This window comes from Salinispora cortesiana, assembly GCF_000484695.1.
Lineage (GTDB): Bacteria > Actinomycetota > Actinomycetes > Mycobacteriales > Micromonosporaceae > Micromonospora > Micromonospora cortesiana.
Genome location: NZ_AXVR01000023.1, coordinates 1 through 25790, shown reverse-complemented (window position 1 = coordinate 25790; position 25790 = coordinate 1). Strand labels below are relative to the sequence as shown.

The 25790-nt window shown below is 68.4% G+C and carries 24 protein-coding genes and 1 pseudogene; 14 read left to right on the top strand and 11 right to left on the bottom strand.

Translation table 11 applies throughout. From position 1 onward, the window contains the following. The first annotated feature begins 6 nt into the window (after nucleotides 1–6). Entirely contained in the window at nucleotides 7–1239 is a 1233-nt protein-coding gene (locus K228_RS0112445; RefSeq protein ID WP_025618736.1) for an RNA polymerase sigma factor, read from the top strand. Nucleotides 1240–1295: 56 nt separating this feature from the next. On the opposite strand, the gene K228_RS0112440 is transcribed toward K228_RS0112445, so the two are convergent. Continuing rightward, nucleotides 1296–2864 (bottom strand): MFS transporter, encoded by a 1569-nt coding sequence (locus K228_RS0112440; protein ID WP_025618735.1) that lies wholly within the window; start codon nucleotides 2862–2864, stop codon nucleotides 1296–1298. 225 nt (nucleotides 2865–3089) lie between these two features. Here K228_RS0112440 and K228_RS0112435 point away from each other — a divergent pair, with 225 nt between their 5' ends. After that, a complete protein-coding gene (locus K228_RS0112435) occupies nucleotides 3090–3443 on the top strand; it encodes a YciI family protein (protein ID WP_188116194.1) in 354 nt (117 codons plus the stop codon). A 53-nt stretch (nucleotides 3444–3496) separates the two neighbouring features. Here K228_RS0112435 and K228_RS0112430 read toward each other — a convergent pair whose 3' ends face one another. Both K228_RS0112430 and K228_RS0112425 read right to left on the bottom strand, forming a co-directional pair. Then, entirely contained in the window at nucleotides 3497–4075 is a 579-nt protein-coding gene (locus K228_RS0112430; protein WP_025618733.1) for a dihydrofolate reductase family protein, read from the bottom strand. A 193-nt stretch (nucleotides 4076–4268) separates the two neighbouring features. Continuing rightward, on the bottom strand, nucleotides 4269–5042 hold the full coding sequence (locus tag K228_RS0112425) for an SDR family oxidoreductase (protein WP_025618732.1): 774 nt from the start codon (nucleotides 5040–5042) through the stop codon (nucleotides 4269–4271). 200 nt (nucleotides 5043–5242) lie between these two features. Here K228_RS0112425 and K228_RS0112420 point away from each other — a divergent pair, with 200 nt between their 5' ends. From K228_RS0112420 to K228_RS0112410, 3 genes are all read left to right on the top strand, one after another. Next, entirely contained in the window at nucleotides 5243–6769 is a 1527-nt protein-coding gene (locus K228_RS0112420) for an FAD-binding oxidoreductase (RefSeq protein WP_025618731.1), read from the top strand. Nucleotides 6770–6915: 146 nt separating this feature from the next. Further along, nucleotides 6916–7932: an alcohol dehydrogenase catalytic domain-containing protein gene (locus K228_RS0112415; protein WP_025618730.1), complete on the top strand. Its 1017-nt coding sequence runs from the start codon at nucleotides 6916–6918 to the stop codon at nucleotides 7930–7932. A 10-nt stretch (nucleotides 7933–7942) separates the two neighbouring features. Beyond that, on the top strand, nucleotides 7943–9286 hold the full coding sequence (locus tag K228_RS0112410; RefSeq protein ID WP_025618729.1) for an extracellular solute-binding protein: 1344 nt from the start codon (nucleotides 7943–7945) through the stop codon (nucleotides 9284–9286). Between the two features lie 109 nt (nucleotides 9287–9395). Here K228_RS0112410 and K228_RS0112405 read toward each other — a convergent pair whose 3' ends face one another. Further along, nucleotides 9396–9959, bottom strand: a complete 564-nt coding sequence (locus K228_RS0112405) for a GNAT family N-acetyltransferase (protein WP_025618728.1) — start codon at nucleotides 9957–9959, stop codon at nucleotides 9396–9398. A 137-nt stretch (nucleotides 9960–10096) separates the two neighbouring features. On the opposite strand from K228_RS0112405, the gene K228_RS0112400 reads away from it, so the two are divergent. From K228_RS0112400 to K228_RS0112390, 3 genes are all read left to right on the top strand, one after another. Then, nucleotides 10097–10807 carry a siderophore-interacting protein gene (locus K228_RS0112400; protein WP_025618727.1) on the top strand — a complete coding sequence of 237 codons (711 nt, stop codon included), beginning with the start codon at nucleotides 10097–10099 and terminating at the stop codon, nucleotides 10805–10807. A gap of 43 nt (nucleotides 10808–10850) precedes the next feature. Further along, a complete protein-coding gene (locus tag K228_RS0112395; RefSeq protein ID WP_025618726.1) occupies nucleotides 10851–12362 on the top strand; it encodes an MFS transporter in 1512 nt (503 codons plus the stop codon). Nucleotides 12363–12481: 119 nt separating this feature from the next. Beyond that, complete coding sequence (locus K228_RS0112390) at nucleotides 12482–13789, top strand: MFS transporter (RefSeq protein ID WP_080671588.1); 1308 nt, start codon at nucleotides 12482–12484, stop codon at nucleotides 13787–13789. A 36-nt stretch (nucleotides 13790–13825) separates the two neighbouring features. Here the strand turns inward: K228_RS0112390 and K228_RS0112385 are convergent, their stop codons facing one another. Beyond that, nucleotides 13826–14032, bottom strand: a complete 207-nt coding sequence (locus tag K228_RS0112385; RefSeq protein ID WP_033776835.1) for a type II toxin-antitoxin system Phd/YefM family antitoxin — start codon at nucleotides 14030–14032, stop codon at nucleotides 13826–13828. Nucleotides 14033–14050: 18 nt separating this feature from the next. Beyond that, nucleotides 14051–14818 carry a polysaccharide lyase family 7 protein gene (locus K228_RS25565; RefSeq protein WP_245603463.1) on the bottom strand — a complete coding sequence of 256 codons (768 nt, stop codon included), beginning with the start codon at nucleotides 14816–14818 and terminating at the stop codon, nucleotides 14051–14053. 389 nt (nucleotides 14819–15207) lie between these two features. Between K228_RS25565 and K228_RS0112375 the strand changes: the two genes are divergently transcribed. After that, nucleotides 15208–19023, top strand: coding sequence for a carbohydrate binding domain-containing protein (locus tag K228_RS0112375; RefSeq protein ID WP_025618723.1), 3816 nt, complete (start codon nucleotides 15208–15210; stop codon nucleotides 19021–19023). Between the two features lie 135 nt (nucleotides 19024–19158). On the opposite strand, the gene K228_RS0112370 is transcribed toward K228_RS0112375, so the two are convergent. Both K228_RS0112370 and K228_RS0112365 read right to left on the bottom strand, forming a co-directional pair. Next, the gene (locus tag K228_RS0112370; RefSeq protein ID WP_025618722.1) at nucleotides 19159–19347 is read right to left on the bottom strand and encodes a DUF397 domain-containing protein; all 189 of its coding nucleotides are present in this window, start codon (nucleotides 19345–19347) and stop codon (nucleotides 19159–19161) included. Further along, complete coding sequence (locus tag K228_RS0112365) at nucleotides 19340–20227, bottom strand: helix-turn-helix domain-containing protein (protein WP_025618721.1); 888 nt, start codon at nucleotides 20225–20227, stop codon at nucleotides 19340–19342. The genes K228_RS0112370 and K228_RS0112365 overlap by 8 nt, the downstream gene beginning before the upstream one ends. A 320-nt stretch (nucleotides 20228–20547) precedes the next feature. Here K228_RS0112365 and K228_RS0112360 point away from each other — a divergent pair, with 320 nt between their 5' ends. From K228_RS0112360 to K228_RS0112350, 3 genes are read left to right on the top strand one after another with little or no spacing between them, the layout of a single operon-like run. Next, entirely contained in the window at nucleotides 20548–20757 is a 210-nt protein-coding gene (locus K228_RS0112360; RefSeq protein WP_025618720.1) for a hypothetical protein, read from the top strand. After that, nucleotides 20757–20951: a hypothetical protein gene (locus tag K228_RS0112355; protein ID WP_025618719.1), complete on the top strand. Its 195-nt coding sequence runs from the start codon at nucleotides 20757–20759 to the stop codon at nucleotides 20949–20951. The genes K228_RS0112360 and K228_RS0112355 overlap by 1 nt, the downstream gene beginning before the upstream one ends. A gap of 20 nt (nucleotides 20952–20971) precedes the next feature. Next, on the top strand, nucleotides 20972–21172 hold the full coding sequence (locus K228_RS0112350) for a flavin reductase (protein WP_425414516.1): 201 nt from the start codon (nucleotides 20972–20974) through the stop codon (nucleotides 21170–21172). A gap of 23 nt (nucleotides 21173–21195) precedes the next feature. On the opposite strand, the gene K228_RS0112345 is transcribed toward K228_RS0112350, so the two are convergent. Then, nucleotides 21196–21672, bottom strand: coding sequence for an NUDIX hydrolase (locus K228_RS0112345; protein ID WP_029723531.1), 477 nt, complete (start codon nucleotides 21670–21672; stop codon nucleotides 21196–21198). 80 nt (nucleotides 21673–21752) lie between these two features. On the opposite strand from K228_RS0112345, the pseudogene K228_RS29510 reads away from it, so the two are divergent. Beyond that, nucleotides 21753–21967 (top strand): annotated as a pseudogene (locus K228_RS29510) (NUDIX hydrolase). Here K228_RS29510 and K228_RS0112340 read toward each other — a convergent pair. Then, nucleotides 21927–22844 carry a class I SAM-dependent methyltransferase gene (locus K228_RS0112340; protein WP_025618717.1) on the bottom strand — a complete coding sequence of 306 codons (918 nt, stop codon included), beginning with the start codon at nucleotides 22842–22844 and terminating at the stop codon, nucleotides 21927–21929. The pseudogene K228_RS29510 and the gene K228_RS0112340 sit on opposite strands and share 41 nt — an antisense overlap. A gap of 95 nt (nucleotides 22845–22939) precedes the next feature. After that, a complete protein-coding gene (locus K228_RS0112335) occupies nucleotides 22940–23599 on the bottom strand; it encodes a hypothetical protein (protein ID WP_245603462.1) in 660 nt (219 codons plus the stop codon). Nucleotides 23600–24575: 976 nt separating this feature from the next. Between K228_RS0112335 and K228_RS0112325 the strand changes: the two genes are divergently transcribed. Further along, nucleotides 24576–25790: peptide ABC transporter substrate-binding protein (locus K228_RS0112325; protein WP_025618714.1), on the top strand; the 1215-nt coding region annotated here is incomplete at its 3' end.

Here is a 25790-nt window from a genome sequence, read left to right as displayed (position 1 = left end):
CGGGTCGTGGAAGTGCTACGGGAGATGGCGCCACAGGTCCTCGCGACCATGGTCCGGCGTTTCCGACAGTTCGAGGCCTGTGAGGACGCCGTGCAGGAGGCCCTGCTCGCGGCTTCTCTTCAGTGGCCCGACCAGGGAATCCCGGCGAACCCGCGGGCGTGGCTCACCACCGTCGCGTCGCGGCGCCTGGCCGACCAGTGGCACAGCGACCAGGCGCGACGGCGGCGCGAGGCCACTGCGGCGGTGCTCGACACGCCCGCCGAGTTCACGGCGCCCGGCCCGGACGAGGCGCCCTCGGACCGCGACGACACCCTGGTGCTGCTGTTCCTGTGCTGTCACCCCGACCTGTCCCCGCCCTCGCAGGTGGCGCTCACCCTGCGTGCCTTCGGCGGCCTGACCACCGCCGAGATCGCCCGTGCCCTGCTCACGCCGGAGTCGACCGTCGCCCAGCGGATCAGCCGCGCCAAACAGCGGATCAGGTCAGCGGGCATCCAGTACCCCCTGTCGGGCGAGATGTACACCAGCCGGCTGCGGATGGTGCTGCACGTGCTCTATCTGATCTTCAACGAGGGGTACGCCAGCACCTCGGGCCCGGACCTGCTGCGCGGCGAGCTGACCCGGGAGGCGATCCGACTTACCCGGACGGTGCACCGACTACTGCCAGACGACGGCGAGGTCGCCGGCCTGTTGGCGCTGATGCTGCTCACCGACGCCCGCAGCGGGGCCCGGACCACCCCGGACGGCGCCCTCATCCCGCTCGACGAACAGGACCGCACCCGCTGGAGCCAGCAAGTCATCCAACAGGGCACCGCGCTGGTCACCCGTGCGCTGGCCTCCGGCGGGCCGGTGGGCCAGTATCAGTTGCAGGCCGCCATCGCCGCCGTCCACGCCGAGGCGGTGCGGCCACAGGACACCGACTGGCGTCAGATCTCCGCGCTGTACCAACTACTCGAGCAGACCTCCCCCAACCCCATGATCACCCTCAGCCGGGCCGTGGCAGAGGCGATGGTGTGCGGCCCCGAGGAGGGCCTCGCGCTGCTGGCGCCCCTCGACCAGGACAAGCGGATGCGTGATCACCACCGCTTCCACGCGGTACGCGGGCACCTGCTGGAAATGGCCGGAGATCTCAGCGCGGCCCGGGACTGCTACGAGGCGGCCGCGCAACGCACCAACAGCGTGCCCGAACAACGCTACCTGGCGCTCCGCAGCAACCGGCTCAACCAGCCGACACCCCGATAGCAGCACCCGGCCCCGGCGCGACCAGGGGCCGGGTGCATGCCCGGCTTCGATGGCGGCTAGCGGGCCGGCGTCGGCTGGGTGCCCGACCCGGCCTCCTCCGCCGCGTTCGCCTCGTCGGCGCCATCGCCGCGGAAAGTAGCGATGAGAGCCAGGATCAGAGCCACCATCACCGCCGCAGCGATCGCGGCCGCGACGTTCAGCCCACTGGTGAACGCGTCGCGCGCCAGCGCGATGAGTCCCGGGTCGCCGCTGGCCGTGGCGCCGCCGATCGTCTGGCGTGCGCTGTCGGCCACCGCCGACGGATAGGCGCTGAGGTCCGCGTCGGCCATCTGGCCGCGATAGACCGCAGCGCCCGCGCTGCCCAGCAGCGCCAGGCCCAGCGACGTACCGAACAGGTTGCTGGTCTCGGAGATCGACGCGGCCGAGCCGGCGCGCTCTGGCGGGGCGGAGCCGACCACCAGCCCGGTACCGAGCGCGAACAGCGGACCAACGCCGAAGGCCACCACGGCGATCGACGCCACCACCCCGATCAGCCAACCGCTGGCCCCTGCCTGGGTGAGCACCAGCAACGCGACCGCGGAACCGGTCACCCCGAGAGTGATCGCGGTCTGCGGCCGCATGCTGCGCACCAGGACCGGCGCCAGCAGGCTCCCCGCCGCGATACCCAGACCGGTGGCGGACAGCCAGAGCCCCGACTCGCTGGGCGAACGACCGGCGACGCTTTGAATGTACTGGGCGGTGAACATACTGGTCCCGCCGAACGCGCCGGCACCGACCAGCATCGCGGGCAGCACCACCCGGATCTTCCGTTGACGCAGCAGGCTCAGGTCCAGCAGGGGGTTGGGCAGTCGGAGCTGCCGGCGCACAAAGAAGACGGCGACGACCAGGCCGGCCACGATCGCGCCGACCGCCACCGGCAGGTCGGTCTCGTCGGCGGCAAGGTTCTTGATGCCGTAGATGATCGGCAGGACGGCCGCCAGCGACAACGCCACGCTGACCAGATCGATCCGGCCGACCGCCTCCGGGTTGCGGTACTCCGGCAGCAACGACGGCCCGGCGACCAGCAACACCACCATCACCGGCACCGCGATGAGGAACACCGACCCCCACCACCAGTGCTCCAGCATGACCCCACCGACCACCGGGCCGGTGGCACCACCGGCGAACAGGCAGGTCGCCCAGATGGAGATCGCGACTCCGCGCTGCCGGTCGTCCCGGAACATGTTGCTGATCAGCGCCAGGGTCGAGGGTGCGATGGTGGCCCCCGCGACACCGAGCAGGGCCCGGGAAATGATCAGCATCTCCGGGCTGTTCGAGTACGCTGTCAACACCGAGGCCAAAGCGAACCCGACCGCACCGATCAGCAACAGGCGGCGGCGGCCGATCCGGTCCCCCAGCGTGCCCATCGTGATCACGAAGCCGGCGAGCAGGAACGTGTAGATGTCGGTAATCCAGAGCTGCTGGCTACTGGTGGCCCCGAGGTCGGCGCTCAAGTGCGGCAACGCCAGAAAGAGAACACCGATGTCGAAGGCCACCAGCAGGGTGGCGACGGCCAGAACAGCCAGGCCGGTCCACTCACGGCGCCCAGCGCGTTGATTCGGCGCAGCTGATGTCGCATCTCGCATGCGAGTCTTCCTTTCTGCACGAGCCCCGGTCAGGCGAGGCATTGCTTCCCTTATGAGTCGGACCCGGGCCGGTGATCTCGACATCGCCCTCATCGGCACCACGGACACGCGGCACTCCCGCGCTGCGCGTTGCCGGCGCACTGTGTCGCACGTAGAATCCGCACTCCCTGCCCGGTATGCGTAGCGCGCTGGAGAAGCTGAGAAGGAGCCCAGATTTTGAAGTACATGCTGCTCATCCACAACGACCCTGCCGCCATGCAGCGCCTCTCCAAGGACGAGCAGGAAAAGATCATGGCAGATGTCGGCGGAATCATGAAAGAACTCACCGCCAATCGCGAGCTGATCGGCGGCGCCGCGCTGACGGATGTCTCCCAGAGCCGGACCGTAAGGGTGGTCGACGGAGCGGTAGCGACGACCGACGGTCCATTCGCAGAGGTGAAGGAGCACCTGGCGGGCTACATCACGGTGGACGTACCGAGCCTGGAGCGGGCCATCGAGATCGCCTCCCGGTGGCCCGACGCCCGCACCGGCGCGATGGAGGTACGTCCGATCCTCGACACGATCACCGTCGACGAGTAGGTGGACGCCGACGAGTCTGCGGCGGCGGCACCCAGGACCGCCGCCGCAGGTGGTCAGCGCGCCGACGCCTCGCGAGCGGGTTGGTACTGCAAAATCACCGCCGACGAGTCGGCCGTCCGGGCGTTGACCAGCTGAAGGTTCACCCGCTGCTCCGGCTCGCGGAACAGCGGATTGCCTCCGCCGAGCACGACCGGCTGCACGGCGACGTGATACTCGTCGATCAGCCCCAGTGCCGTCAGCGCGGCCGGCAGCCGGGAACCGCCACTGAGTAGCAGATCCTTGCCCGGCTGTCGCTTGAGCGCGGTCACCTCCTCGTGGAGGTTGCCACCGATCACCCGGGTGTTCCAGTCGGCCTTCTCCAAGGTCCGCGAGAAGACAACCTTCGGGGTCTCGTGCCAGATCGGCGCAAACTTCAGATCGTGCTCGTCTTCCGAGATCGACTCCACATTCGGCCAGTAGCCGGACATCATCTCCCACACCCCCCGGCCGTACAGGAAGGTGTCGGCCCGCTCGTGTAGACGGTCGCTGTACTCCCCGATCTCCGGACCGAGCGATGCCCAGTCGAACTCGCCATTCGGCCCGTCGACATACCCGTCCACCGACGTCATCACCCACTGGATGATCTTCCGCATGGGTGCGTCCCCCTCTGCTGTCGCGATTACGTCCAGGACGTGACACCTGGTGCCGAGCCCTGCGGGGGGTGGGTCCCTCAAGTAACTCGGACCCGTCGGGCAGTTCTCGACAGTTCACGGCATACATCACCTGATCGCGGGACTGAAGGATCGGCACTACCCGGAAGTCACGGCTCCGGCATGGTGCGACCGGTCAGTGGTGGTACTCGCCACCGTTGACGTCGAGGCACTGCCCGGTGATGGCGCGGGCCAAATCCGATGCCAGGAACAGCACCGCGTTGGCCACCTCCGCGGCCTCTGGCAGCCGGCGCAGGTCCAGGTTCGCTGCGGTCTCCTCGTAGATCTCCTCGGTGGTCACGCCACGCTGGTTCGCGAGGTGGTCGTAGTACTGCCGCAGCGGTGCGGCCCAGATACTGCCCGGCACCACGACGTTGACCCGCACCCCCCGGGGGCCCAGCTCGGCGGCGAGCGTCTGGGCCAGCGAGATCAAGGCGCCCTTGGTCATCTTGTACGCGCCGAAGCCGGGCCGGGACAGTCGGGCCGCCACCGAGCTGACCATGACGATCGAGCCGCCGGTCGCGGCCAGGTGTCCGGCCGCGAGCTGGGTCAGCCGCAGCGCGCCGAACACGTCGGTGTCCATCTCTGCGTGTACGGCGGCCGGGTCCATCTCGACCAGTGGGACCAGCGGGGGCACGGCGAACGCGTTGTTCACCAGCACATCCACCCGGCCGAAGGTGTCCACCGCCGACTGCACGAGGTGGTCCGCCGCAGCCGGGTCGGTGATGTCCGCCGGCACCACGACCGCCTTCCGGCCAGCCTGTTCTACCTCCGCAGCAACCTCCTCCAGGATGGTTCTGCTCCGGGCGGCGAGCACCACGTCGGCGCCGGCACGGGCCGAACCCACCGCGACCGCCCGGCCGAGGCCCGGCCCAACCCCGGAGACGATCACAACCTTGTCATGCAGCATCGGCACACTCCTCGGCTTGTCTGTTCCGGCCGCGCTTCATCCGGCGCCGCGGCGGCCCGACCCATCGTGGCACCGCTGGCCCGCCGGCTCCTCTCTCACGTTGCGCGACTGCGGTAACCGGACCCGCACCCCGGCACGGTGGAAGATGCGGCCGAATCGAGCGGGTGTGAGCCTCTGGTGGAACGTCATGGGAGGACGCCTTGATCGAAGAGCAGAAGCCCGGGCGGCCGGGGCACGCCACCACCGTTGGCCCCGCCGATCCCCGCTACCCCAACCTGGTGGAGGGTTACAACCACCGGTTCACGGGCCGGCCTGAGTACGTCCGGCTCGCGAGCAGCACCGCACACGTCGTGGAGGCGATCAATCAGGCCGTCTCCGCGGGCAGGCGGATCGGGGTGCGCAGCGGCGGCCACTGCTTCGAGGACTTCTCCACCTCCCCCGACGTCGCGGTCCTACTGGACCTGTCACCGATGAACGGTGTGCGGTACGACCCCCGCATGCACGCGATCGAGGTGGAAGCCGGCGCCACGCTCGGGCGGGTCTACCCGGCGCTGCACGACGCCTGGGGCGTGACGATACCGGGCGGCACCTGTTTCGAGGTGGGGATGGGTGGGCACGTCACCGGGGGCGGATACGGCCACCTGTCCCGCCGACACGGGCTGGTCGTTGACCACCTGTACGCGGTGGAGGTGGTGGTGGTCAACCCTGCCGGCCAGGCTGAGGTGCTGGTGGCCACGCGGGACCCGGGCGACCGCTACCGGGACCTGTGGTGGGCGATGACCGGCGGCGGTGGCGGTAGCTTCGGCGTGGTGACGCGGTTCTGGCTACGCAGCCCGGACGCACCCGGTGCCGACCCCTCCCGGATGCTGCCGCGGGCGCCGGAGCGCATCCGGCGCCGCGACGTGTTGTGGTCCTGGGACAGGATGAGCGAGGCCGCCCTCGCCCGGCTGATCGGGAACTACTGCGGGTGGCTGGAGCACAACAGCGCTCCGGGGGCGCCGGCCGCGAACCTGTGGAGCAATCTCATCGTGATGCACCGCTCGGGCGGCGCCGTCTCCATGACAGCCGTGGTGGACGAGGCAGCGCCGGACGCGGAGAAGTTGCTGGCGGACCAGCTACATGCGATGGCTGACGGCACCGGCCTGACCCCATCGGCCGACGACCAGCAGGTGGTGTCGTGGATGACGTCATGGATGCCGTCCTACAGCTGGCCCAGCGACCCGCGGGCACGGTACAAACACAAGGCAGCATATCTGCGGCGCCGGCCCGCCGACGACCAGCTCGCCACGATCGCCCGGTATCTGGGCGACCAAAGCTACTCCAACCCGATGGCCAATGTGGTGCTGACCGCCTTCGGGGGCCAGGTTAACGCGGTGCGCCGAAACGCCACCGCCAACGCTCAGCGCGACAGTGTTGTCAAGGCGTCCTACAGCACCGGTGGCTGGCACTCGCCGGACGACGACGAGCGGCACATCGACTGGGTCCGCCGGTTCTACCGGGATGTGTACGCCGACACCGGCGGGGTCCCGGTGCCCGGTGCGGTCAGCGACGGGTCATACATCGGCTACCCCGACGTGGACCTGGCCAACCCGGCGTGGAACACCTCCGGCGTCACCTGGCACACGCTCTACTTCAAGGACAACTATCCGCGGCTACAGCAGGTGAAGCAGCGGTACGACCCGCTCGACGTCTTTCGACACCGGTTGTCGGTCCGGCTGCCGGCCTGAACGTCACGACCTCTTACCCATCCATCCCTGTGACCGCGCGAATGCCGAGGTTCCGCCATGAGACGTCGCTGTCCTGTCGTGATAGACCCGTCCGGCCCGCACCGACCCGCCGGTGACACGCTGCCCCAGCTGACCGGGGAGGAGCGGTGAGGGCCGCGGTGGTTGCCCACCCGGGCGCGCGTTGGGAGCTCCGCGACGTGCCGGCCCCCCAGCCGGGTCCCGGCGAGGTCCTGATCCGGGTACGAGCCAGCGGGGTGTGCCACAACGACATCTGGTTGACCAATGGCGTCTACCCGTTCCCGCGGATCGTACCGATGATCACCGGTCACGAGCCGGCCGGTGAGGTGGTGGCGGTGGGCACGAACGTCACCAACCGGGCGGTCGGTGACCGGGTCGGCGCCACCTGGGTCCAGGCGGGCTGCGGGGCATGCGACTACTGCGCGAGGAAGCTGCCGGTCACCGGGCAGACCGCGATGCACTGCGCCGTCCCGGTGCTGACCGGGATGACGGCGCAGGGCGGCCACGCCGAGTTCGTGGCGGTCCGGGCGGAGAGCACCGTGCCGATCCCCGACGGCGTCTCCTACCAACAGGCCGCGCCCATGCTCTGCGCCGGCTACACCGCGCTCAGCGCCCTGCACGCGGCCGAACCGCGCCCGGGTGACCGCGTCGCTGTGCTCGGCATCGGCGGTCTCGGGCACCTGGCGATCCAGTTCGCCCGCGCCCTCGGCCACGAGGTGGTCGCGATCACCCGGTCCCCGGACAAGCACGCTACGGCCCGAGCCCTCGGTGCCAGCGTCGTGGTACGCGACGGCGGCGAGCTACGCGCCGCTGGCGGCGCCGACGTCGTGCTCGTCACCGGAATGTCGTACCCGGCCGGCGCGGAGGCGATGAAGGGCCTGCGGGTGAACGGACGGCTGGTGCTGGCCTCGATCGACCCGTCCGGCAGCTTCACCATCGATCCCGGCCAGGGGTTCTTCGCGAAGGGTCAGCGGATCTCCGCCGCCGGCCACGACGGCCTGCACCGCGTCACCGAGGCGCTCGACCTGGTCGCGGCCGGCAAGGTCACGCCCACCGTGGAGACCTTCACCTCCGCGGATGTCGCCGAGGCCGTCGAGCGGGTGGACCGGGGACAGGTCCGCTTCCGCGCGGTCGTCACCTACTGAGGACGAAGCGATGAGACAGCACCGCGACACCCGGACCGTCATCACTATGTGGATGCCGCACTACCCGGTGATGCCCTGGTTCATCGGCCGGGTCCGGGAGCTGGCTGCCGACTTCGAGGCAGCCCATCCCGAATACCGGATCCAGGTCGACGGGCACGACTGGCTCGACCTGCCCAACGCCGTGCACCGGGCCGCCGCGACGAATACGGCACCGACGGTCGCCCAGTACTTCTACACCTCGACGCAGGAGGCGTACGACACCCGCCGGGCCGACGAAGCGCCGCAGTTCACCTCGGTCGAACGGGCAATCGCCGGACGCACCGAGATACTCGGTGAACCGGTTGTCCTCGCCGACATGCTGCCCGCGGCCCGGGACTACTACGTCTACGACGGCGCGGTTGCCGCCATGCCGCCGCTCACCTCAACCACCCTGCTGTACGCCAACACCACCCTGCTCGCCGCCGCCGGGATCACCGAGGTTCCCCGGACCTGGCACGAGCTCGAGGTGGCCTGCAAGGCGGTCGCGGGGCTGCCCGGCGGGCCAGCGCACGCAATCACCTGGCCCAATCACGGCTGGCTGTTCCAGCAGTCCGTGGCCCAGCAGGGCGGCCTGCTCGCCGACCACGACAACGGCCGGGCCGGGCGCGCACGCTCCGTCTACCTGGCCTCCGACGAGATGATGGCGTACGTCCGCTGGTGGCAGCGGCTGCACCGGGACGGCCACTACCTCTACCAGGACAGCGCGGACACGGTTGACTGGGAGGCCAACTACCAGGCGTTCGCCGGACAGCGGGTGGCGTTCACCCTGACCACTTCGGTCGTGGCGGGGCGGATGGTCGAAGCCGGGCGCCGGGGCGGCTTCGAGGTGCGGGCGTGCCGCATGCCGTACAACGGGGAGGTGCCGTACGCCGGCAACGTGATCGGCGGCGACGCGCTGTGGCTCTCGGACGGCCTGGACCCGACGACCCGCGACGGCGCACTGGCGTTCATCCAGTTCCTGAGCAACCCGGCGAACGCCGCCGGCCGCCACCGGGAAACCAACTTCGTCCCGGTGACCCGGGGCGCCGTTGCGCTCCTCGAGGAGCGGGGCTGGTTCGCGGAGAACCCGCACCACTGGGCCGCCGTGGACCAGCTCGCGGCCAACAACGGCACACCGGCCGGACGTGGTGCGCTGCTCGGCGACTTCGCCGGCATCCAGACCGTGATGACCCGGGCCATGCACGACGTCCTGACCGGCGACGTGTCCGCGGACACCCGCTTCCGGCAGGCCACCGGTGAAGCACAGCGCCTGCTCGACAACTACGACGACTACCTCCGCGGCCGGCGACCGCGCGGGCACATCCAGATCCACTAACCAACGCACCGGCCACTGGATCTGGCCCACGGCAGCTTCAGCCGAGTCAATTTCATATGTGGACGAATCTGGTCACCCCGTGATCGCGTGGGTGGCGCAGCGGATGACCCTACTTAGCCGGGGTCGGATGGTCGGCTTCGAACCGGGCTCGGGTCAGAAAGGCCAATTGGGCCCGCTTGTCGGGCATGTCGATCTCCGCGGCGAAGGTGAACCCTTCGACCCGCAGCCGGCGCAGCGCGGTCTCGTTGCGCACGTCCGGCTCCACCACGATGCGCTGGGTGGCCGAATCTTGCAGCAGGAACCGGACCAGCGCGGGACCGACGGCCGCGGTGAGGCCACGAAGGTAGCGTCGGGGTGGGTTGAGCAGCAGGTGCAACCCCATGTCCCCCACCTGCACCGGATAGCGCTCCCCCACCGGGTCGGCCTCCGGCTGGTAGCTCTGAAACAGCCCCACCGGCTCACCGTCCAGCAGAATCAGGTACGCGTGGTGGGTGTCCAACCCGTCGAGGAACGCGTAGATCTCGCGCACCTGGTCGAGCGTGTGCGATCCCATGCCCCAGAACTCGTTCCGGGGCACAGTCACCCAGCCGTGCAGCAGTTCGGCGTGCCGATCGGGGCAGACTGGCTCCAGCGTCAGTTCACCGAGCTCGGGAATTTTCTCCTGATAAATCACGTAATCTCGCCCTTCGTTAGGTGCGCTGGTCGACATCGGGGCAGCAGTTTGGGGCCCAGCGGGCAGGAAGCGGTACCATCGGGGCTTCCGCTTAGGTTAACCTCTCCTAACTTAGGCTGACCTTAGCTGGAGGCTTTGTGAAAAGGAACTGGGAGGGCCTGGTCCTCCGGGCCATGGGCGGCCGGGACTTCCGGCTCACCGTGTTGAGCACCGAGTCGGTCGCCGGGCGCTACCAGCGGCTACTCCTCGACGACGGTGGGCTCCTGGCGGCGTGCGGCGTACACCCGACGATGTGGATCCGGCTCTGGTTCGACACCAACGGCCGGGCACACCAGCGGGCCTACACGCTGGTCGACCCAGATCCGGCAACCGGGCGGTTCACCCTGGAGTTCGCCATCCACGACGGCTGCGCCGCCCGCTGGGCCACCACCGCGCAGGTCGGCGACACCATCGATGCGACCGTGCAGGGCAGCGCCTTCCAGCTGCCCGACCCGGCACCGGAGCACCTCTACCTGATCGGGGACGCGGCGTCGCTACCGGCGGTCAACAGCCTCCTCGACGCTGGCTCCGACATCCCCGCGACGGTGTGGCTGGAGTTCGCCCATGAAGACGAGAAGGCGTTGACTCCGCGCGCCCGGGCGCACCACGACGTGACGTGGGTGCCGCGCCGCGACGACGGGCAGCACCTGGTCGACACCGTCTGCGCCGCGCTACCGTCCGGCGAGACCGCGCACTACTGGGTGGCGTGCGAAGCGGCCAGCACCCGCCGCATCACCCGGCACGTACGGCGGACGCTCGGCGTCGGCAAACACCAGCTCACCTCCCTCGGCTACTGGCGGGTCGCCTGATGCGCCCCGGCAGTCAGACCACGAACGACGAAACCGCGGCGCGATGAGCGGCGCCTCAGCGACCGCGCCGGCACCGGTCGACCTCCCCGTCGCGGGCGGCAAGGTCCCGCACCGCTGGCTGATTCTCGCGGTCCTCTGCCTGACCCAACTCGTCGTGGTGCTGGACAACACCGTGTTGACGGTGGCGGTTCCGGTACTCACGGTGGAGCTCGGCGCGGGCACCGCCGACGTACAGTGGATGATCAACGCGTACGCGTTGGTACTCTCCGGACTGCTGCTCAGCGCGGGCAGTGCCGTGGACCGATACGGACGGCGGCGGATGCTCCTGGTCGGGCTGGTGCTGTTCGGCGTGGGCTCGCTGGCAGCCGGCCTCGCCGGCACCTCCGAGCAGTTGATCGCCGCCCGGGCCGGAATGGGCGTGGGCGGCGCGCTGCTGGTCACCGCCACCCTCGCCATCGCCATGCAGGTCTTCGACTCCGCCGAGCGGTCCCGGGCCATCGGCATCTGGGCGGCGACCAGCGCGCTGGGCTTCGCCGCCGGGCCACCGATCGGCGGGATCATCCTCGCCCACCTGCCCTGGGGCGCGATCTTCTTGATGAACATTCCGATCGTGCTGGTCTGTCTGCTCGCCGGGCGGGCGCTGATCCCGGAGTCACGAAATCCTGCCAGTGGGCGCCTGGACCTGGTCGGAGTGGCGCTCTCCACCGTCGGCCTGACCGCGATCGTCTGGGCGATCATCTCCGGTCCGGAGCTCGGCTGGGCCTCGACGAAGGTACTCGGCGCGGGCATCGTCGGCGTGCTGCTGTTGGCGCTCTTCGTCCGCTGGGAACAGTGGGTCGCCCACCCGATGTTGGACATGCACTTCTTCCGAAACCGCCGCTTCGTCGGCGCGGTCTGCGGCGTGGTGCTGATCACGTTCGGCGCCACCGGCGCGCTCTTCCTGCTCACCCAGCACCTGCAGTTCGTCCGCGGCTACCCGGCCTGGGAGGCCGGGCTGCGGATGGTGCCGTTCGCGCTCTCCATCGTGGTGCTCAACGTTGGCGGCATCGCCACACTGGCGATCCGCCGGCTCGGGCTACCCGCCGCCATCGCCACCGGAATGACTTTGCTCGCCGGCGGGCTGGCGTTGGTTACGCACGTTCCCACCGAGGGCTACGGCACGCTGCTGGCCGGGTTGCTCATCATGGGTACGGGCTGCGCGCTGGCGAACCCGGCGATCGTTGAGGCGGTGATGAGCGCGATCCCCACGGACAAGGCGGGCGCCGGGGCCGGCGTCGACGGCACCATGACCGAGGTGGGCAGCAGCCTCGGCATCGCCGTGCTGGGTGCGGTGCTCAACGCCCGCTTCGCCGCGCTGTTGCCCGCCGCGCTGGCCGGCGCCGGCTCGTTCCCCGCGGCCCTGGCCGCGGCGGGCCCGGACCGGGCGGCGGTCACCGCCGCCTTCGCCGACGCGTTACGCACCGGCCAGACGGTGGGGGCGGTGGCGGTCCTGGTCGGCGGCCTCGTCGCCGCCGCACTGCTGTACCGCGCCGACCGCATCTCCGCCCGCGGCTGAGCATCGGCTGTCGATGTGGTCGGGCTCCCGACTCCAGCAGCACTTCCGATAGATCCACTGTGATCGACATCGCCGGTCGTCGGCACTCGGCCGGCGCCGATCGACCATAGATTCAGTGAATGCTTCCCAGGAGATCGCCACCACCCGCGTGGTTGCCGGGCCATGAGCACTGGCCAGGAGGCTCGCCGATCCCGCCGCCCGGGCCACTGCGGACCCTGGCCTGGGCCACGCTGACCAACACGGTGGGGATGGGGCTCTGGGTTGCCGGTTCGGCGTTGTTCCTCACCCGGAGCGTTGGGCTGTCCACCCGCTCGGTCGGAGTGGGTCTCACGATCTCCGCGCTGGTCGGGCTGGTCGCCAGCGTGCCGTTCGGCCGGCTCGCCGACCGATGCGACCCGCGTACGCTGCGGGCGGTCCTGCAGCTGCTGCAGGCCGTTGTCGCCGCGTCCTACCTGCTGGTTGACTCGGTCGCGGTGTTCATCGTGGTCGCGGTGCTCAGTGCGCTGCTCGCCACCGGCAACCTCGCGGTTCGCGCCGCCCTGGTCGCGGCCGTCGGCGGCCCAGCGGGACGGGTATCTGCCTTCGCGAACCTGCGTGCGGTGGCGAACCTCGGCACCGGTGTCGGCGCGGTCCTGGCGGGACTCGCCCTGATGGCCGACACGCGGGCGGCATACCAGCTGCTGGCGCTCGGCAACGCCGCGACGTTCGCACTCTCCGCGATGCTGATCATGCGACTGCCGCCGCTTCCGCCCGGGTCGGTGCCGGCCGCCCCGAAGCGCGGGCTCGGGCCAGCGCTGCGGGACGTCCCCTTCGTCGCCGTCAGCGCCACCTCGGCGGCACTCTCGCTGCACTCCATCGTACTCACCTTGATCATTCCCCTCTGGGTGGTGTCCCACACGGCGGCGCCGACCGTCATGGTGGCGGCGATCCTGGTGACTAACACCGTGCTGACGGTACTGCTGGCCGTGCGGCTGAGCCGCGGCGCGCAGACCGCCACTCCGGCTGCGCAAACGATGCGCCGGGCTGGCCTGACGCTGGCCGCGGCGATGCTGCTCCTCGCCGGCACCAGCGCGCTGCCCACCGGCCCGACGGTCGCGCTGCTGCTGGTCGCGACCACGGTCTACACCATCGGCGACCTGTGGCACGCGGTCGGTGGCACCGGGTTGGCCTACGACCTGGCCATACCGGAGTTCGTCGGCGAATACCAGGGCGTCGCCGGGCTGCTCAACGGCCTCGTCGGAGCGGTGGGGCCCGCTCTGCTGACCCTGCTGATCCTCGACGGTGGGCGCCTCGGTTGGGTCGCGCTGGCGCTGTTGTTCGCGGTCACCGGCCTGTTCGCCCCGCGACTGACCCAATGGGCGGTATCGACCCGGCGCCCAGCCGCACCGACGCCGGAGCGCTCTCCCCTTCCGGCCGGCGGCGGGTAGGCCAGCTCGGCTGGGCACCGAACCGCAATAGCAGGCTCATGCGCTGATGCCGAAGTCACCAGCGATCTCGTCATTAGTGTGGGACGAGTCCCAGTCACCGGAAAGGTCCAGCTGCCCGCCAAGGGAGCCGATCGCGGTGCGGTTGACCCGGCACACCAACGGCACGACCTTTGCCGCGGGGGCGTCCACCCGGTCGATGAAGATCTCCTCACCGCTTTCCACCCGCTCGATGATACGGAACAACGGGCGACGGCCGGCACGCTACGAGTGAGTGACCACCAGTTTGTACACGCTCACCTGCCCGTAGTTGGCTACTACACGGATAGGAGTTGCCACAGTTGGCCAGGGTGTAGGCCCCGGCCTTGAAATAGTTGCTGGGTCCTGTGTGTCCGATGCTCGCTTGGAGGGCATCGTTGTAGTAGGCACGGATCTACCCCCGCTGACGACGAACTTTCCCTCGAAGACCGTGTGCAGTTGATAGCCGCTGGCGACCAGCTTGTAGTCGCTGTCGTTTCCCCTGGTGAGGTAGAGGTTGCCGCCCTGGAGGCGGAAGGTGGTGACATCGTCGTCGCCGTCGTGGATCTGGGCACCGACGACGTGCGGTTTGTCATTGGGGAGCCGGTTGAACGCCAACCGGAACGTCAGGGTGTGGGTGCCCGAGGTGGCCGACCAGGCGGCCTGCCGCGTCCCATTGTCGGTCATTTCGCGCAGCTCGGAGCGCGAATAGCTGGATCCCGAGGTGGTCACCCCGTTGACCGGGGCGCAAAACTGCACTCCCTGACAGCTGTGGTTCACCTGAAACCAGGGGTTCACCGCGTAGGTGGCGAGGGCCGGCCGCTTGACCCCCGTCGGCGAACCGGGCGAGCCGGTCGGCAGGGTGACCTTCCAATTGGTGAGGTCCAGCTGCTGAGCGGGGTAGTCGCAGGGGGTGGCGGCAGCGGCGGTGCCGGTGGTTACGACGAGGGCAGCTGTGATCGCCAATGTGGCCACGACGGTGATGACGAGTCGGTACGCGGACACGATTTTCATCACTGGGATACCTCCCGATGGAGCACCGACAGTGCGGGCACCCGGCGCAAAAGGCACGAACAAACGGAGGCGCGCCCAGCACTTCCAGATCAATGGCGTCGCTTTACATGTGTTAACCGAACGCGCCAGTTACAAAAAGATTAATGACGCATAGGTGCGGAGTCAATTGATAACACAATCTCCGCAACACCCCCGCCACGTCGACAGCAACGGGGTGCTGCGGCGGCGGCCGGACGGGCGCCGTGGGGCTACGACGGGGTGCGGGCGAGGCGTCCACCCCGGCCACCACTCGTTACGCACCTGTTACTTCCTCAAAACGGCGCGGGCCAATATGTTGTAGCTTACAACAATCGATGGGAGCGTTCCCGACCCCATCCACAGGAGGCACTGTGCATCCAGAACCTGATCGCAGGCGGGGCGGCTTACGTACCCGAACCGCCGCCCTGCTCACCCTCACTCTCACCGGATCCCTTCTGGTCCTACCCGGGGCCGCGCAGGCCCTCCCCGACCCGGGCCCCACCGCCAACACCGGCGTCGCGCCAACGTCGGCCGGGGCCGTGCAGACCGTCGAGGACTACGAGGACGGCGTACCCCCCGAGGTCTTCCTCTTCGCCTCCAGCGATCCCGAGCAGCCCGAAGTGGACACCGTCGCGAGCGACGACCGGCCCGGCGCGGGCGCTGACAACGACGCCTTCTCCGTCCGGTACGACATCGACGGCTGGGGTGGCTTCACCCACAACTTCACCGCGCCGGACGGCCACCAGGACTGGCGGGCGTACGACGGCTTCTCGTTCTGGGTGAAGGGGGACGGCAGCGGCCGGCAGGTCCAGTTCGAGATCAAGGACGGCGGCGAGCACGGTGAGGCGTCGGAGCTGTGGGAGTCGTTCTTCATCGACGACTCCACCGGCTGGAAGCGGATCCGGACGATCTTTCCCGATTTCGCCTGGCGCACCAGCTACCAGCCAGCGGACGGCCCCAAGGACAAGGAGCTGCAGCTCGACCGGATGTGGGGCTTCGCGGTAAACCTGCCGCAGGGCGCCGGAGAACTGCACTTCGACCAGGTGGAGCTCTTCACCAACGTGGCGACGGTCGCCGACTTCGAGGCCCCGCAGCCGCAGCTCAACCCGCCCGGTGGGCAGCCCGGCATCATCACCTTCAGCGGGGACGACTCCCGCGTCCCGCAGCTGAGCTACGTTGATGCCGCCCGCGACGGCACCCCGGCCGACAACCAGGCCCTCTCCGTGGCCATCGACACCACCACCAGTTGGGCCGGCTTCGGGCAGAACCTGAGCTTCAACACCGAGCCGCAGGACTGGAGCAGCTTCGGCGGGTTCCGGTTCTGGTACTTCAGCCCGCTGACCGTGCCACCGGCCGCGCCCGGCGCCGGGCGCCGCATCGACGTGGAGATCAAAGACGGCGGGGTGGACGCCGATCACAGCGAGCTCTGGATCACCAGCTTCACCGAGGACTGGGTCGGCTGGCGCCTGGTCGAGCTCCCGTTCTCGCAGTTCAAGTACCGCACCGACTATCAACCCATCGGCGGCATCAACCAGGAGCTGGACCTCAACCAGATGTGGGGCTACGCGATGCAGCCCGGCTCCGGCTACGCCGACACCTTCCGCATCGACGACGTTGAGGTCTACGGCGTCCCGCAGGTCGGGCCGACGGTGCGGGTGGCTGCCGACCCAGCGGTCAGCCTCCTCGACGAGGGCGAGTCGACCACCGTCACGATCCAGCTCACCAACATCGATGACGCGCCGCTGGAAGACGAGGTGACGCTGCGGTACGCCACCGGCGCCGGCACGGCCACCGCCGGTGAGGACTACGAGGCGGTCGAGGGAGAGTTCGTCTTCCCCGCCGGCACCGCCTCCGGAACCACCCGGCAGATCACCGTCCAGACCCGCTCCGACGAGCAGGCAGAGGTCGCGGAAACCATCCCGCTGACCCTCTCCGGCAACGGCATCGGCGTACCCGAAAGCCCACCGAACATCGTGCTCAACGCGCACGGCCTGCCATACCTGGACACCTCCCGGCCGGTTGCGGAGCGGGTCGCCGACCTGCTCGGGCGGATGTCGGTCGAGGAGAAGGTCGGCCAGATGACCCAGGCCGAGCGGAACGCCCTCGACTCGCCGAACGACCTGGCCACCTGGCGACTCGGCTCGCTGCTCTCCGGTGGCGGCTCGACGCCCACCCCGAACACCCCGGAGTCCTGGGCGGACATGGTCGACGGGTACCAGACGTACACCCTGCAGACCCGACTGCAGATCCCGCTGCTCTACGGCGTGGACGCGGTGCACGGCCACAGCAACGTCCAGGGCACCACGATCTTCCCGCACAACATCGGGCTCGGCGCGGCTCGGGACCCGGAGCTGGTCGAACGGGTCGGGCACGTCACCGCCGAGGAGACCCGGGCGACCGGTCCGCAGTGGTCGTTCGCACCCTGCGCCTGCGTCGCTCGCGACGACCGGTGGGGACGCACCTACGAGGCGTACGGGGAGGACCCGGCGTTGGTGATCGCCAACGAAACGGTGATCGACGGGCTCCAGGGCCACGCGCTGGCCGACCGGAAGGACGCCGACCGGGTGCTCGCCTCGGTGAAGCACTACGCCGGCGATGGCGGGACCGAGTACCGGCCGGGCAACGGTGGGTACCCAATCGACCAGGGCGTTGTGGTCATGAGCCGGGAAGAGTTCGACCGGGTCCACCTGGACCCGTACATTCCGGCGGTGCGGAAGCACAACGCCGGAACGATCATGCCGTCGTACTCCAGCGTCGACTTCACCGAGGACGGGGTCGGCAACCCGGTCAAGATGCACGCCCACAAGGAGTTGCTCACCGACGTGCTGAAGCAGGAGATCGGCTTCGACGGCTTCCTGATCAGCGACTACGCCGCGATCGACCAGATCCCCGGGGACTACGACAGCGACGTACGCATCTCGATCAACGCCGGACTGGACATGATCATGGTGCCGAACGAGTACCAGCGCTTCGAGGAGACGCTGCTCGGCGAGATCGAGGCCGGGAACATCCCGATGTCCCGCATCGACGACGCGGTCAGCCGGATCCTGACCCAGAAGTTCCACCTCGGGCTCTTCGAGCAGCCGTTCACCGACCGGACCAACCTGGCCGGCGTGGGCTCGCCGGAGAACCGGGCGGTGGCCCGCGAGGCCGCCGCGAAGTCCCAGGTGCTGCTCCGCAACACCGATCAGGTGCTGCCGCTGGCCAACACCGGCAAGCTCTACGTCGCCGGCAGCATCGCCGACGACATCGGCGCGCAGACCGGCGGCTGGACCATCACCTGGCAGGGCGGCAACGGCGACATCACCCCCGGCACCAGCATCCTCGACGGCATCCAACAGGTCGCGCCGGAGGCCGAGGTCACCTACAGCGCCGACGCCTCCGCCCCAATGGACGGGCACGACCGGGCCGTCGTCGTGGTGGGCGAGCAGCCGTACGCGGAGGGCATGGGCGACGTCGGCAACAACGGCTTCACCATGACGTTGAGCGCCGCCGAACAGGACACGGTCAACACGGTCTGCTCAGCGGTGGACAACTGCGTGGTACTGGTGGTCTCCGGTCGTCCGCTCGTACTCGACGACGCACTCGCCCCCGCCGACGCCGTGGTGGCCTCCTGGCTGCCCGGCACCGAGGGCGCCGGCGTCGCCGACGTGCTCTTCGGCGAGCAGCCCTTCACCGGTCAACTACCGGTCTCCTGGCCGCGTTCATTGGACCAGGAGCCGATCAACGTCGGTGATGCCAGCTACGACCCGCTCTACCCGTACGGCTGGGGCCTACGCACCGACGCGACCCGAGACCGGCTGCACGAGCTGCGGGCCGAGTTGGCCGAGATCGAGCAGGATGGCTGGACCCGGGCCGCGGTGAAGGTGCTGGACCGGTCGCTGCGCAACGAGCGCTCCTGGCATGACGACGGCTCGGTCCGCGACGAGCGGCGGGTGGTCACCGAGCTGACGGCGGTCTCCACCCTGCTGGCCCTCAGCAGCCGGGACAACGCGGCGCAGCACGAGCTGCTGGTGTCGACGCTCCGAGATGTCACGCAGGCAGCGATCGTACGAGAGGGTGTCACCGCCCCCTCGGCGACGCGAACCTCCACCCTGACCTCGGACGCGGAGCACGCGCTCCTGACCGGCAAGCCGACCACGGCGACGTGGAAGCTCGCCGCGGCCTGGCGGATCGCGGCCGGCTGACCGCAGCCAGCTCGGCGGCGCCCGGGATCAACCGAACCCGGACGCCGCCCAGCACAGCACGAAGGCCCGGCCCCCGAGTGGGCCGGGCCTTCGGCTGCCGTCCAGATCCCCGGAAGCCGGGCTTCCTGCGGCTGGTCAGTGCTGCTTGATGTGGCGCACGAAGACCCGCCACGCCGCCGGACCGAACACCAGGGCCGGTCCGATCGGATCCTTGGAGTCCCGAACACCCACGAGATCAGGAAGGGTGTCCGCAACTTCGACGCAGTCTCCATTCGCGCCGCTGCGGGTGGACTTGCGCCAGACGGCGCTGGCTAGGTTACTCACGGTTATTCATCTCCTCGATCAGTGTGGTGACAAACTTGTCTGTCTCGTCCGGGTCAAGAGCCTTTTCCGCTAGCTCTGCCCACACTGCATTGTACGTTTCGGTCTCGCCGGGCTTGTCGAGGTAGAGCGCCCCGGTCAGTGACTCACTGTATATTGTCGATGGCTCGTGTCTGCCAGCCTCGTCTGGTGGGAAGTCCAAGATAGTGAACGCCCCCGAAACCGACGCTCGGTGTGGCCCGGCCTCGAGGGGCAGTGCCCTCACACTGACGTGGGATCGCTCGTTCGCCTTGAGCAGGTGCCACAACTGCTGTGCCATTGCGCCAGGAACAGCGGGGGTGCGCCGCAGCGCCCCTTCACAGATGATCACCTCCAGATGGGGCGGCGGGGGAAAGTGACGTGACAGTAGGCCCTGCCGCTCCAGCTTCACCGCCATACGTCGCTCGACATCCGCATCTTCCAGGTCAGGCCGATCCGCTCGGACCACCGATTCCATGTACGCGTGCGCCTGAAGTAGGCCGGGGATCAACGCCGGCTCGTACTTACGTACACGGGTGGCAGCACCTTCTAGGCCCACGTACAGCTCAAACCAACCCGGGACGGCATCCCCGTACGCGTGCCACCACCCTTTGGCCTTGGTTTCTCGCGCCAAGGCGACCAAACCTGCCGTCATGTCCGCTGTGGCTTCGTAAAGCTGACAGAGGATCTTGACATCCGTAGCACGAACCGGGACGGCTCCCTTCTCAATGCGCCAGATCTTCTGCGGGCTGCACTCCAACTCATCCGCCGCCGCCTTGATCGTGATGTTGGCACTCTCCCGTTGCGACCGCAGAAACCTACCGAGCTGCCTTCGGGGCCCCGTCGATCCCGCATCTGATTCCATGATCCTCCTTCCGTGGCGGAACACATGCACACGCTTGATGGAATACTTTCCAGGAAACTTCCGCCACGGTCAATGTTCTCCAGCAAACCCCGCTGAGGAATATTGCATCACCTCCCCCCTGGGCCCAGCATGATGACATCGACGTGCCGTCGGGAGGCCGAGGTGTCAATAACTGCCGCTGGGTTGACGCTGATGATTGGCCTGGCCACAGGACTGTTGATCTCTCGAAAGTCTGGCACTTGGTGCCCGACGTGTGGCGAGACGAAACGCTGCCTGCGGTCCCACGACCACCCCCGCTCAAACTTCGATAGGAGGCAAGGATGATCCCCGCAGAGGACCTACCAAAACGGACATCTCGAGCCGCACTCGCTGAATTGATCAAATCTCAGCGTCCGCCCATCACGTCTGAGGAGGAACTTGAGCTGCTGCTGTCCGGTTTTCGCGCGGTCGGTCGGGCCCGCGTCGTCTACACCCAGCACCCCACTGACGATGTCCTTGAAGCGGTGCTCACCGGGCTGCGGAGGCTCTGATGGCCGACCACAGCAGACCCGAGGAGTTGCGTCCCCGCCGTGACCCGTCCGGCCCACCCCGATTGCCGGACGGTGACCGAGTGCACCCGGAGTATCCGCCGGACATCAACCCACCCACCGCCCGGCAGAAGCTGGTCACCGCGCTGATCGTGGTAATCGTCGTCACCGCCATCGTGATCGGGGCATTCCGGTGACCGACCGGGCACATCTGCCGATGCGCCCGCTGTGGGGCTGCGAGACTTGTCGGGCCGAGTGGCCATGCCCGCCGGCCCGAGTCGCCCTCCTGACCGAGTATCGCGACAACCGGGTCGCGCTCCGCCTCTACCTGGCGGCACTCATGGCCGAGGCGGACGCCCAACTCGCACAGGTCCACAAGGAATCCGGCCTCTATCACCGCTATCTGTCCTGGACCTAGGCAGAGTGGCACGGCCACCGTCGTTAGCCGCTAGGTGCCTCGCACCAGGGGCCATCCGGCTGCAGCGCGCAAAGCACGGTCAGCAGTTGCGGCGGCTCGACTGGATCTGAAAGCGAGGTCAGGTCCGACCACGACACCCACGCGTGCGAATGCAGCTCAACCTGCTCGTCAGGGAGCAGGCCCGTCCGGGTCAGCGAGGGCCGGTCCGCAGCAAAGTACGCCACGAAGAAGTGCTCCGGACCGACATACCGTCTCCCCTTCCACCGCACGTCCCGCTCGACCGGCACCGACCGGTCAAGGACCGCCCCGGGGTCCAGCCCGGTCTCCTCCAGCAACTCCCGTCGTGCTGCCACCAGCGGCGTCTCACCCGGCTCGATACCGCCACCAGGCGGTTCCCACAGCCATACCCGGTCAACTGGATCATGCCAACGCAGCATAAGCACGCGGCGCGCAGCGTCCAGACAGATCACCCGCGCTGCCGGCCGATAGATTGCCTCCATCACCGCGACACTAGCCAATCTCGCTCGGGCTGCAGTGATGCCAGCATGGACGAACAAAGCTGGCCACTCTGGAGTGCCACATGACCACCATCGACAAGATCGCCTGGATCCACCTCGAAAGCGACACGATCCTCAGCTCCCGATCGCGCGGAAAGGACGTCCACTACATCCCGGGCGGCAAACCCAGCGGCGAGATCGAGGAGATCGTCTGGCTCACCCACGCCGACCACCACTGGGTCTCCCAGTCGATCAAATCATTTTCGATCATCTACACGAGATGGCCCAGCTGCGCTAGCCGCGGATCCATGGCTCGGGTCCGGAAGATCCGCGTCGCGACGCGCCGGGCGCGACCGGGGCACCGCGACGGTGATGCGCCCCACGGTGGTCAGGGACAGCTCCCCCTCGGGTGCACGGGCGGATTCCAGCACCCGCGCCGCGTCGGCGGTCGCCGCGTCGAGCCGATCGGCCGGCAAGTGTTGTAGCAGTGCCCGCCCGCCGTGCGACCACATCCACCGCATCCAGTGGTTCACATCCTGGAACCTGCTCTCGACTCGATGCTCGCTGATCGCGGCGACGTCGAGGCCGGCCGCCACCATCGTCGCCGTGATCGTCTGTTCATCGTCGAATGGGCCGGCGGTCGGCGCGGGCGGCGGCTGCTCCGCCGGTAGGTGCGCGGCCAGGGCGTCCATCGCGGCGACGAAGACCGGATCGTAGGCGCCAGGAGTGCTCACCACCAGCCGTCCCATGGGGCGTAGCAATCGCGCGTACGCCCGCAGGGCCTTGTCCGGCTCCGGCAGCAGGAAGACGACCATCCCGGCCAGTACCACGTCGAAGCTGTGGGGCGGGAAGCCCGGCTGTTGGGCGTCGCCAACCCGGACCTCGACCTGGGTCAGGCCGGCTCGGGCAGCGTCGTCGGCGGTGAGCTTCACCATCGTCGGGGCGAGATCGATGCCAGTGACGTGGCCGGTCGGTCCGGTGGCAGCGGCGGCGGGAAGGAGAACAGCTCCGCGGCCGCAGCCAACGTCGAGGACCCGCTCACCTGTTCGAATGCCAGCACAGCCGACGAGGGCCGTGCCGAACGGTTCGAAATAGGACACCTCGGTGCGGTCGTAGCTGGCGGCGGCCTGCTCAAAGACCTCGACGATCGAGTTCGAGCGCGTACTGCTCGTCATTGACACTCCTCATCACCCACGCTGCTAGCCATCCGGTGAACCCGTCCACGGTCACGCGCGATGGTCGCGTTACGGCATCAGGATGACATGCCAAGTCACGGATCTATGCCCATCCTCCATCGGCGACTGCCAGGAAGAGCGACGACGCCCCGCCAAAGGCCCACGGCGCTGACCAACACCGCGCTGTTGACCTGCGCGGTGGTGTGCGCGACCACGAGGTCGTTGGGGAGGGTGACATCGCCGAAGCCCAACCCGTTCTCGTAGATCGCCACCACCCGCGGGTTGCGCAGGTGGCCGTCGCCGAGGCGCAGCTCGATCGTCTCGCCGACGGTCCCGCGGACAGTCTCCGCGGCGATCCGGCTCAACGCCACTGTCTCGCCTCGTAGCTCCGCGATGTCGCCCTGGGTCACCGCGAGGTCGATGGTCTCGGGGAGCCGGTCGGGTGTGACGCCCTGGGCGGCGAAAACCCTGGTTGCGGTGCTGTCCTCGGACGGGAATGTCAACAACGCCTGACTCCGTCCTACCGGTGTGACCACGGCTACCCCGGGTGTCTCCCAAACCGCTTCCACGACCTCTGGCGAGATCCCCGCGGCGGACGGGGCGGTCAGCGTGTAGTCGGCCCGCAGTCCTTCCGCAAACTGCTGTTGTGCCCCGGCGAGCGTGGTGGAAGCCCCAAAGACCTGCACGGCGGCGAGGGTCACCCCCATCGCCAGCGGCGTGGCGGCCATATCGGCCAGCATGACAGCCCTGGGCAAGGCCGCATGGCAGCGCCACTGCGGCGCGGGGGCTTCACTCCTGTCGATCGTGTCAACGGGCGTGGCACACGTCGCGAGCAGGGAGCGGCGGCCACGGCTCTACGGATCGCCGTCGTTCGGCCATGGTGGGCCTGCCCAGCACCGACGTAGGATCGCACGTCGACAACGAATCGGCCGAACTGGAATGCTGGCTCCCGCCTGTTACGCCGGTCGCGCCACTCGCCCTGGAGCGCCGAGCCGTGATGGCACCACGACAGGCTTGCTCGGTTCGAAAAGGTGCGAGGGGACTATGCGGCTGGCACGAACACTCAGTGTCGCCGCCGCTGGGGCAACACCGTCCCCGGTGCCCTCCACACCGTCCGCAGAAAGCCCCTCCCCCGCGGACTCGTGACCTAGCAGCGACACCGCCGACCGGGGTGGAGACGACCGCGCAACTCGATCAACGCCCGGCCGCGCTCGTTGACTGGTGGACTGCATCCGACCGGGCACCGGAACTCGACGTCGGCTGCCTGGGCTCTACCGCCGCCGAGGTCAGCGAGGCGTTCGCCATCGGGGCGGAACACGCCGTGAGACTGATCGCCGTGGGCGAGGAGGTGACGTGGGCTCGATCCGGACCTTGCTTCCCGTCTCGCCAAATTCCATGAATTAGTTTAATCAACACGGATAAGCCAATGCATAGTCGCATCTGCAGCGCCGATCATCGGCTTCGCCGAGCCGTATCGCCCCTGACGTAAACCGAACAGCGAGCCACACCAACTGTTCGGTGACGCGGCGCCAACCGGTTGTCCAATGAGTAGTTCCAGAGTTCTGAGACCACGAATACCGAAATTCGGCGGATTAACTCTGGGACGGGTGTAGACACAGTTCCGGCCAGGTACCGGGTTGATAACACGCCTGTCCGCCATCACGTTTCTGGTGTCACCGTGGCAAACACTTCGACACTCTCGTGAGCCGAGCGCCCTGAGGAGGCACTCCTATGCGCGGGAAACTCCTGAAAGTGGTAGTAACGGCGACCGCTACCGTCATGCTGGCCACCGCCTGCACCGGCAGCGGCGACGACCCAGCCGAAGAAAGCGATCAAACCGGCGGCACACTGCGGGTATATGCCGCAGAGCCGAAACACCTGCTGCCGTCCGCTGCCAGTGACGAACCAGCGATCTATGTGATTCGTCAGCTCTACCGTGGTCTGGTCAGGTACAACGCCGACACCGGTGAACCGGAGAACGACTTGGCCGAGTCGATTGAGTCAGACGACCGAAAGCTCTGGACGATCAAGCTGAAGGACGGCTACACCTTCGATAATGGTGAGCCGGTCAACGCCGACTCCTTCATCCGGTCGTGGAACTTCGCCGCCTACGCGCCGAACGCCCAGGGCAACGGCTACTTCATGAAGCGGATTGCCGGCATCGACGAGGTCCTGCCCAAGGACCCGGACGGCGACGGCCCGGCGACGGCCCCCGAGCCGACAGCCGAGACGCTGTCCGGCCTGAAGAAAGTTGACGACCTGACCTTCACCGTCGAGCTCAAGGAACCCTTCACCGGATTCCCAACAGTGGTTGGGTATTCGGGGTTCTTCCCGATGGCCCAGGCCTGCATCGATGACATCGAGGCCTGCAACGAGACGCCGATCGGCAACGGCCCCTACAAGATCGACGGCCAGTGGGAGCACGAGGTCGAGATCAACCTGGTCCGGAGCGACACCTGGAATGGTGAGCCGGGCAAGCCCGACGAGATCTACTACCGGATCTTCGCCGACATAAACTCCGCCTACGCCGCCTTCCAGGCCGGCGAACTGGACGTGATGTACACGATCCCGCCGGAGCGCTTCAACGATGCCCAGGCCAGCTTTGGTGACCGGCTGTACGAGCAGGAGGGCGACAGCCTCAACTACGTCGGCATGCCGCTGTACAACGACGACTTCAAGGACAAGCGGATCCGCCAGGCGTTCTCGCTGGCGATCGACCGGCAGTCCATCGTCGACGCCGTCTTCGACGGCCGGTACACTCCCGCCACCGGTTTCGTCGCACCGATCTTCGACGGCGCTCGCCCGGGTATCTGCACCTACTGTGAGCAGGACGTCGAGAAGGCCAAGGAGCTGCTCGCGGCGGCCGGCGGCTGGCCGGAGGGCAAGAAGCTGACCCTCTGGGCCAACGCGGGTGCCAGCCACGAGGCCTGGCTGCAGGCGGTCGGC